This window comes from Rhodopirellula maiorica SM1, assembly GCF_000346295.1.
Classification (GTDB): domain Bacteria; phylum Planctomycetota; class Planctomycetia; order Pirellulales; family Pirellulaceae; genus Novipirellula; species Novipirellula maiorica.
Genome location: NZ_ANOG01000616.1, coordinates 1 through 7,140 on the forward strand (window position 1 = coordinate 1; position 7,140 = coordinate 7,140).

Sequence of the window (7,140 nt, forward strand, 5' to 3'; positions counted from 1 at the left end):
GTTCCGGGGTGATCGCTGGTTCGACGGATTCCAAGTCAGACCACGAGACCACCTTGGACGAGACCCGACGATTGGCACGATGCTCGTCAAATAGATGAACCGAATCATCATGCAGGTCGACGAAACCGCGGAAATCTTCGCCGCTGCCAAGCGGCCAGTTCTGAGGCACCGGCTCGATCGAAAATTTGCGTTCAATCTCGTCAATGATTTCTAGCGGCGATCGTCCACGGCGATCCACTTTGTTGACAAAGGTGAGCACCGGGATTTTTCGCAGCGCACAAACGCGGAACAGTTTTTCGGTCTGGGCCTCGATCCCCTTGGCCAAGTCGATGACCATCACGGCGGCATCGGCAGCCATCAGCGTGCGATAGGTGTCTTCGCTGAAATCATGGTGACCGGGGGTGTCCAATAGATTGATTTGGGCTCCGGCGAACTCAAAGGTCAGGGCCGTCGAGCTGACGGAAATGCCCCGCTCTTGCTCCATTTCCATCCAGTCCGACTTTGCCGTGCGTTCGGATTTACGTCCGCGTACCGCGCCGGCAATCTCGATCGAGTTGCCAAACAGCAACAGTTTTTCGGTCAACGTCGTCTTGCCAGCATCAGGGTGCGAAATGATGGCAAACGTTCGTCTTCGCAAACGCTGCGTTTCAATTTCGGCAATCGACTGTGCCGATTGGGCGGCGGTGGCGGGTCGAGTGGGCAGAGTGCTCATAGTGGAACTCGGAACGAAAAAAATCAGGAAGTGCGTGGAGCCACTTGGGGCGTCGTCCCTCACTTCCTGGTCGAGCGGTAAAGCAAACAGGTCCAATCGAGAGAGAGGACGCGGAAGAAGAAGCACAGCGTTTGAGAGTGACTGTCGAATGAAAGAGACAATCGTGCGGCAAGACTCGCACTGCAGTGCAGCGGTTCGCCGTGTGCGTTCGTGCTAAGGGGGAGTGATCATGCAGAAAGGGTAACTTCTAGATAGCTTAGCGGCAACGGGATATCTCGGATTTGCCGCATTCGGTGTACGTGGAAATGCCCTCGATGTCCAAGCGGCGACCGCATGGATGCCCCCGCTCAAGTTGTTTAGTGAGTGGGATGGCCGCGCTGCGACGTGGCGAATCGCTCAAAAGGGCGTCTTGGGCGATTGGGCTACCGCAGTTTGTTGCCTCACATCAAGTTCGTCTTGGGGAGAATCGATGTCGTATGCTGCTGCAGAACACGGCATCAGACAGACATCGCCTGGGGGCTGGTTGCGGAGCCAATACTTAGCGCCTCGGTCGCCACGAAAGTCGAGCGTCCCCAGCACGCCAGCGTTGATACATGCCGGCACGCCCGCACCCGAGGGGTACAGGGTCGCGGCACTTACAACGTTTCTCTGTGCGACGGCGTCCATCAACGCGGCGTAGTGCTCCGCAGGGATCAGTGGTTGGTCGCACAATGCGATCAGAATCGCATCCTGCTGGTTCCAATGCGAATGCAGCTCATCAATTGCCAATCGCAAACTAGTCGACTGTCCCGCACGCCAATCCTGATTGTTTAGCCACCCGAGCGATGGAAAATGTTTGGCTTGCACACTGGCGATGATGGCATCTCGATGGGCACCAACGACCACGTGGATTGTGTCTGTGCCGGCCGCGTGGATGGTTTCGATGGTATGCGTCAACAAGTTTCCATCGCCCCAGCGGACGAGCTGCTTTGGGTGTCCCAAACGCGTCGAGCCGCCCGCGGCAAGGATGATCGCATGCTTCACGGCGTCGTTCCTGCGGTCAGTCGCACAAGTTCAGCCGGTTCGTGCAGCGGTTGGCGTCGTTGATGCAAGATTCCGCCTTCGCGGTCTCGCTCGACAGCGATCAATTCCGCGACGATCGAGATCGCGATCTCGGCAGGCGATACTGCACCGATATCCAAGCCAATCGGACTGCGGATACGATCGATCTCGCTGGCGTTTAGCATTCGGCCTTGTTCATAAAGCCGCTGAATCAGACCGGCAAGCCGGCGTTTCGGTCCCAGTAACCCAATGTAGCGGCTGGCTGAATCAAGCAGTCGGGGTAGCAGCTTTAGATCACCATCGAAGTCATGCGTCATCACCACGATGTCGGTTCGCACATGAATCTTTAGCCGCTTGCACTCCTCTGCGGGATCGTTGCAGCGAACGTTAATTCGGCCGCCGGGAACTAGGTTTGCGAAGCGGTCGCGATTGGCGAGTTCGGGGCGTTTGCCGACAACGGTCACACGCCATCCGAGGCCAGCCGCGGTGCGAACCAACGGAATCGCGTCATCGCCGGCACCAAATACCACCAATTCGCGAGGCGGATGTAAGATTTCAACGGCCGCTTCGACTTGATCGCCATCGTGGTCATGAAACACGAGGACTCGGTCGCGGTGCGAACCAAGCCATTTCTGCTCGCATTCATCATCGATCGTTAATCCGCTTCGCGAAACAAAACGTTGGTCTGCCATCTCGATCAACATGTCGCCTATGGCATACTCGGTGCCTTCGCTGCGGTAAACCGTCAGCAACCTCGCCAGCATGCCGTCTTCTTCGACACAATCAAGCACGTCGATGGCAAGCGAGTTCTCCGCGTCGACGCGTTGGCACAGCACGTACACAATGCCCTCACATCCGGTGTTGTAACGTGTCGCACTTACGGAATTGCCACGAGTGTCAAACGCCAGCAATCGCGGTCCCGACTGGGTTGCCGACCAAACGCGGCGACAGAGATCCTTTTCAAGACATCCGCCGCTGACAAATCCGCATCGCTGCCCCGATTCGGTCAGCAACAAACGTGCGCCAGGGCGACCATACCCGCTGCCGTCAAGTCGGACGACCGTACACAGAACGCAGGCCTGGCCTTCCTCGATCGCTTCGCGAGCAAGTTGAATAAGAGGGCGCATATTCAAGCGATCACCTTTTCTGGCGTAAGGGGCAGACTGCGAATTCGCTTGCCCGTGGCGTGGTGCACGGCGTTGGCCACCGCGGCAGCGACTCCGGTGATCGAGATTTCGCCTATCCCTTTTGCTCCGATTGGCGAGGCATCGTAATCGGCGGTATCAATCCACATGATGTCGATATCCGGGATATCGGCATTGACCGGGACATGGTACTCGGCCAGATTGTCATTGGTGATTCGTCCCAAGCGATGGTCCCAGTGGGTTGCTTCTTGCAATGCGTGACCAATCCCCATGATCATGCCTCCGATGAATTGGCTGCGGCCCGTTTTCGCATTCAAAATGGTGCCGCACGCGTAACAGCCCAACATGCGTCGCATTCGAATCAAGCCAAACTCTTCATCTACGGCGACTTCGACAAACGTCGCGCCGAAGGAGTGTTTTGAGACGGAAGAATCCTTGGATGCTTTGAGTTCACCCGAGACACTGACGGAGTCCTTCATCGCGTCGGAGAGCAGATCTTCGATCGCGATCGATCCTTTTGAGCTAACTAAGTTTCCGTTCTCAAAACGAACCTCTTCAACCTTGGCTCCGCTGAGTGCCGAGTCGGCGGGAACGAGTCCGATCAGTCGGCTTTTCAGTTTTTCAGCGGCATCACGCAAAGCACCACCGACGCTTGCCGAGGTCGCACTGCCGCCTGAGATCCCGCCTTTGGGCAGAGCGGTGTCGCCAAGTTCCATCGAGACTCGTGATGCAGGGATATCCAGGATGTCGGCAAGCAACTGGCTCTGAGCCGTGCGTGTGCCGGTTCCGATCTCTTGCGAACAACAGTCGATCTTGACGCGTCCGTCCGCATGGACAGTCACGCGAGCTTTGGTGGGAAACGTAAAGTAAGGATATGTCGCTGCGGCGACTCCTTGGCCAATCAACCAATTGCCATCGCGTTGGCTGCGAGGTTCGCGTTTTCGCTCGCTCCATCCGAAACGCTTCGCTCCCGCGTCCAAGCACTGCAGCAACAATCGGCTGCTGAAGGGTTTATTCGCGTGGATGTCTCTTTCCGGTTCATTGCGTCGACGTAGCTCGATCGGATCGATATTCAGTTTGACGGCCAATTCGTCGATCGCCGACTCCAGAGCAAACATGCCTGGCGTTTCGGCCGGCGCTCGCATGAAGGTTGGCATTTGGGTGTGAAGCCGACACTGTTTCTGGTCTAAACGCAGATGGTCGGTGTGATACATCATCCGCGTTGCGGCCGTGAAAGCTTCGGTGTAAGTGTCCTTGATCGCCGTGGAAGCATAGCCATCGTGAATGATCGATTGAATTTTTCCCTGCTTGTTGGCACCGATCGCGACACGTTGGCGGATCGGTGTGCGATGGCCTGTGCCGCCATACATCTGGCTTCGCGTGACGACGCATTTGCAAGGTTGGCCCGTTAATTTTGCGGCGAAACAGGCCAGCAGCGCGTGAGGCCACATCAACCCTTTGGATCCAAAGGCGCCACCGACATACTTGCAAATCACGCGAACTTGTTTGGGATCGATACCAAACACTTTGGCGTAGCTTGCTTGTGCGACCGACAAGCTTTGTGAAGTCTCGTAAACCGTCAGAAACGGTTTGTCATTCTTTGTGGTCCAGTGGGCGATCGCGGCGTGTGGTTCGATTGGATTGTGATGATTGCCGATCAACGGATAGTCGCTATCGATGACCACCTCACTTTCTTGCAATGCCTGCTCGGCATCGCCAATCGTAATCACTGGCGGGGCGCCCATCAGTTTTTCGGGGCGTTCGTCCGCCGGGGCTTTGTCGATATCGGTGACGTGCGATTTGGTTTCGTAGTCGATTTTGACTTGCAGTGCCGCATCGCGTGCTGCGGTAAAGGACTCCGCGACAACGCCCGCGAGGTATTGTCCGGCATGAAACACTTCTTTTTCCGCAGCGGGAAACAACGATGATGCGACACTGGTGGAAAAGTTAGTCTCCGAGCCTGAGGGAACACGCGTGAACTTGGGCACATTCTCGGGCGTGATCACGAGTCGCACCCCGGCCATCTTTGCCGCTTCGCTCGTGTCGATATTACGTACGGTGCCGTGTGGTATCGTTGCCGGAACCGCGACCACGTGCAGCACGTTTTCCATCGGCCACTCGGCTGTGAAGGTGGCTGTACCGGTCACTTTTTCGCGGCCGCTGACGCGGACCAGTGGTTTGCCGACGGGGCCTTTTAAATCCAAACTCGAAAAATTCGTCACTGCACACCTCGCCCGTGTTGCATGGCCCAAAGTTCTTGATCGTTCAACGGTCCGTGGTCGCGAAGGATTTTTAATGCGCGAACGAGCGTCCGCTTCGCAAGCGTGACCTTGTATTCGGTTCCCTGTGGCGGATTCGCGTCGGCCAGTGCCGCGTCGGCAGCTTGCTCGAACGTCTTGTCGGTTGCCGGCCGATCGATCAGTGCCGCTTCGGCTTCGGGGCTGTGCCAGGGAATCGAGCCAAGTCCTCCGAGTCCGACATTGGCCGATCGGATCGTTGCCGAGCTGCCGCTGCCGTCGAGCTCGATGCCGACCGATGCGCTGGCCAATGCAAACGCATAACTGCTGCGTTCACGCACTTTCAAATAAAGGCTGTTTCGCAGGGTCTTCGAAACAGGCAATTGAATGGAGGTAATGATTTCGCCTCTTTTTAGCTCCGTCGAATACTGGAACTCGTTTTGGTTTGGCACGCGATAAAATGATCTCGCGTCGATAGTTCGGTCGCCCTCTGGCCCGGACAGACTCAGCTGGCCTGCGAACGCGACAAACGTGACGGCAAAATCGCCGGGATACACACCCACTAACCGGCCCTCGTTACCAAGCACTGCCATCATCGAAGTTTCGACGCCCGACGTATCGAGTTTTAATTCCGCATCCCCCTCGGGGTTCAGTGGCATGTCGGGGTGGCGAAAGTAGGTGCATCGTGTTCGCTGGAGCAAATTGCCGCCGAGCGTGGCCATGTTTCGGATTTGCGGCGAGGCTGCGAGAATCAACGATTGACGTATCGCTGGGAATGAATCTTTTACCGAATCATCGTCGGCCAATTGGCTCATCGTGCAGCCAGCTCCGACAACCAACGTCGATTCTTTGACTGAAACGCTGTCGTCGAGCAGCGGTTTGACAAAGCTGAGCCGAGACGGTTTCAGTACGTTTAGCTTCATCAGATCCAACAACGTCGTGCCGCCCCCGAGCGGCATCGTTCCGTCGGCTTGGAGTTGGCGACCTGCTTCCTGGAGTGAGCCGGGACGCTCGAACTGGAACGGAATCATGACGGCTCCTTTGCCTCGGAAGAATCGGAAATCACGACAACGCCGGAGGCGGGATCGCTTTCCGGTTCACTTCCGGCGACTTGGCGGACAGCAGCCAAAATGTTGGGATAGGCACTGCAGCGGCACAGATTTCCGCTCATCCACTCGCGTGTCTCTTCGCCCGATCCATCGGCATGGCCTTCGTCGACACAAGCGATCCCGGACATGATTTGCCCTGGGGTACAGTAACCGCACTGGTACGCATCACATCGCAAGAAAGCTTGTTGCATTGGATGCAGATTTTCGCCGCTGGCGACGCCTTCGATCGTTTTGACCTCAGTTTGATCCAGCGTTGCGGCCAAGGTTAAACACGACAACACGCGGCGGCCATTGACGTGAACAGTACAGGCGCCGCAGGCACCGTGATCACAGCCTTTCTTCGTCCCAAAATGCTGTAGATCTTCGCGAAGCAAGTCGACCAGCGTGGTCCGAGCATCGATCGAAACTTTTTTCGGTTTACCATTCAATTTGAACTGAATGGTGACGGTTGGTCGCTCCGCGGTCACGTTGGCGTCGGTTGACTGCTCAGCGGCCACCGCAGCGTTTGCTTCGCTGAGCACCACGGATGTCGCCGACGCCGCCCCGACATTTTTAAGGAATTCGCGGCGTTTGACTTCTATGCGATCGGGCATGGCAAGATCCGGCGTCGACGGAGAAAAGTGGCTTGAGGTTCCGTCGCCCAGCGAAGCAAGTTACGCGCCGCTACGGCATCGACGACTTCTTTTCGAGCCACCGTCGATGCCGCAATGCTCTAGGGCGAGGGCAGGGCGGGGGGCTGCTTTTCGAGCTTGACGGGGACCGTTTGCAGTTTTTTGATTTCCGCTTCGATTTTGTCCACCGCATCGGATCCGGTGTGAAAACCGTACTCCAGTTCGAAGCGGCGTGATTGGCCCGCCGCTAGTTTTGGCACGCGGCCGAAGTGACGCTCGATGTTG

Annotated in this window: 7 protein-coding genes; all 7 read right to left on the reverse strand. The window is 56.8% G+C overall.

Features of this window, described 5'->3' with window-relative positions:
* The coding region (locus RMSM_RS19810) for a GTP-binding protein (RefSeq protein WP_008700136.1) at positions 1 to 712 on the reverse strand (712 nt) is incomplete at its 3' end.
* Between the two features lie 396 nt (positions 713 to 1,108).
* Positions 1,109 to 1,735, reverse strand: coding sequence for a nucleotidyltransferase family protein (locus RMSM_RS37140; RefSeq protein ID WP_008700138.1), 627 nt, complete (start codon positions 1,733 to 1,735; stop codon positions 1,109 to 1,111).
* A complete protein-coding gene (locus RMSM_RS37145; protein ID WP_008700140.1) occupies positions 1,732 to 2,880 on the reverse strand; it encodes an XdhC family protein in 1,149 nt (382 codons plus the stop codon). Before RMSM_RS37145 ends, RMSM_RS37140 begins: the two co-directional genes overlap by 4 nt.
* Positions 2,881 to 2,882: 2 nt before the next feature.
* Positions 2,883 to 5,120 (reverse strand): xanthine dehydrogenase family protein molybdopterin-binding subunit, encoded by a 2,238-nt coding sequence (locus RMSM_RS19825; RefSeq protein ID WP_008700142.1) that lies wholly within the window; start codon positions 5,118 to 5,120, stop codon positions 2,883 to 2,885.
* Positions 5,117 to 6,166 carry an FAD binding domain-containing protein gene (locus tag RMSM_RS19830; RefSeq protein ID WP_008700145.1) on the reverse strand — a complete coding sequence of 350 codons (1,050 nt, stop codon included), beginning with the start codon at positions 6,164 to 6,166 and terminating at the stop codon, positions 5,117 to 5,119. Before RMSM_RS19830 ends, RMSM_RS19825 begins: the two co-directional genes overlap by 4 nt.
* Complete coding sequence (locus tag RMSM_RS19835) at positions 6,163 to 6,837, reverse strand: (2Fe-2S)-binding protein (protein WP_008700146.1); 675 nt, start codon at positions 6,835 to 6,837, stop codon at positions 6,163 to 6,165. Before RMSM_RS19835 ends, RMSM_RS19830 begins: the two co-directional genes overlap by 4 nt.
* A gap of 119 nt (positions 6,838 to 6,956) precedes the next feature.
* A partial coding sequence (locus tag RMSM_RS41110) for a hypothetical protein (RefSeq protein ID WP_040768332.1) occupies positions 6,957 to 7,140 on the reverse strand: 184 nt, incomplete at its 5' end.

Bases quoted from the DNA above. Each gene is read 5' to 3' on its own strand.
- RMSM_RS19835 (WP_008700146.1), bottom strand. From the start codon at position 6,837: ATGCCCGATCGCATAGAAGTCAAACGCCGCGAATTCCTTAAAAATGTC.
- RMSM_RS19830 (WP_008700145.1), bottom strand. From the start codon at position 6,166: ATGATTCCGTTCCAGTTCGAGCGTCCCGGCTCACTCCAGGAAGCAGGT.
- RMSM_RS37145 (WP_008700140.1), bottom strand. From the start codon at position 2,880: ATGCGCCCTCTTATTCAACTTGCTCGCGAAGCGATCGAGGAAGGCCAG.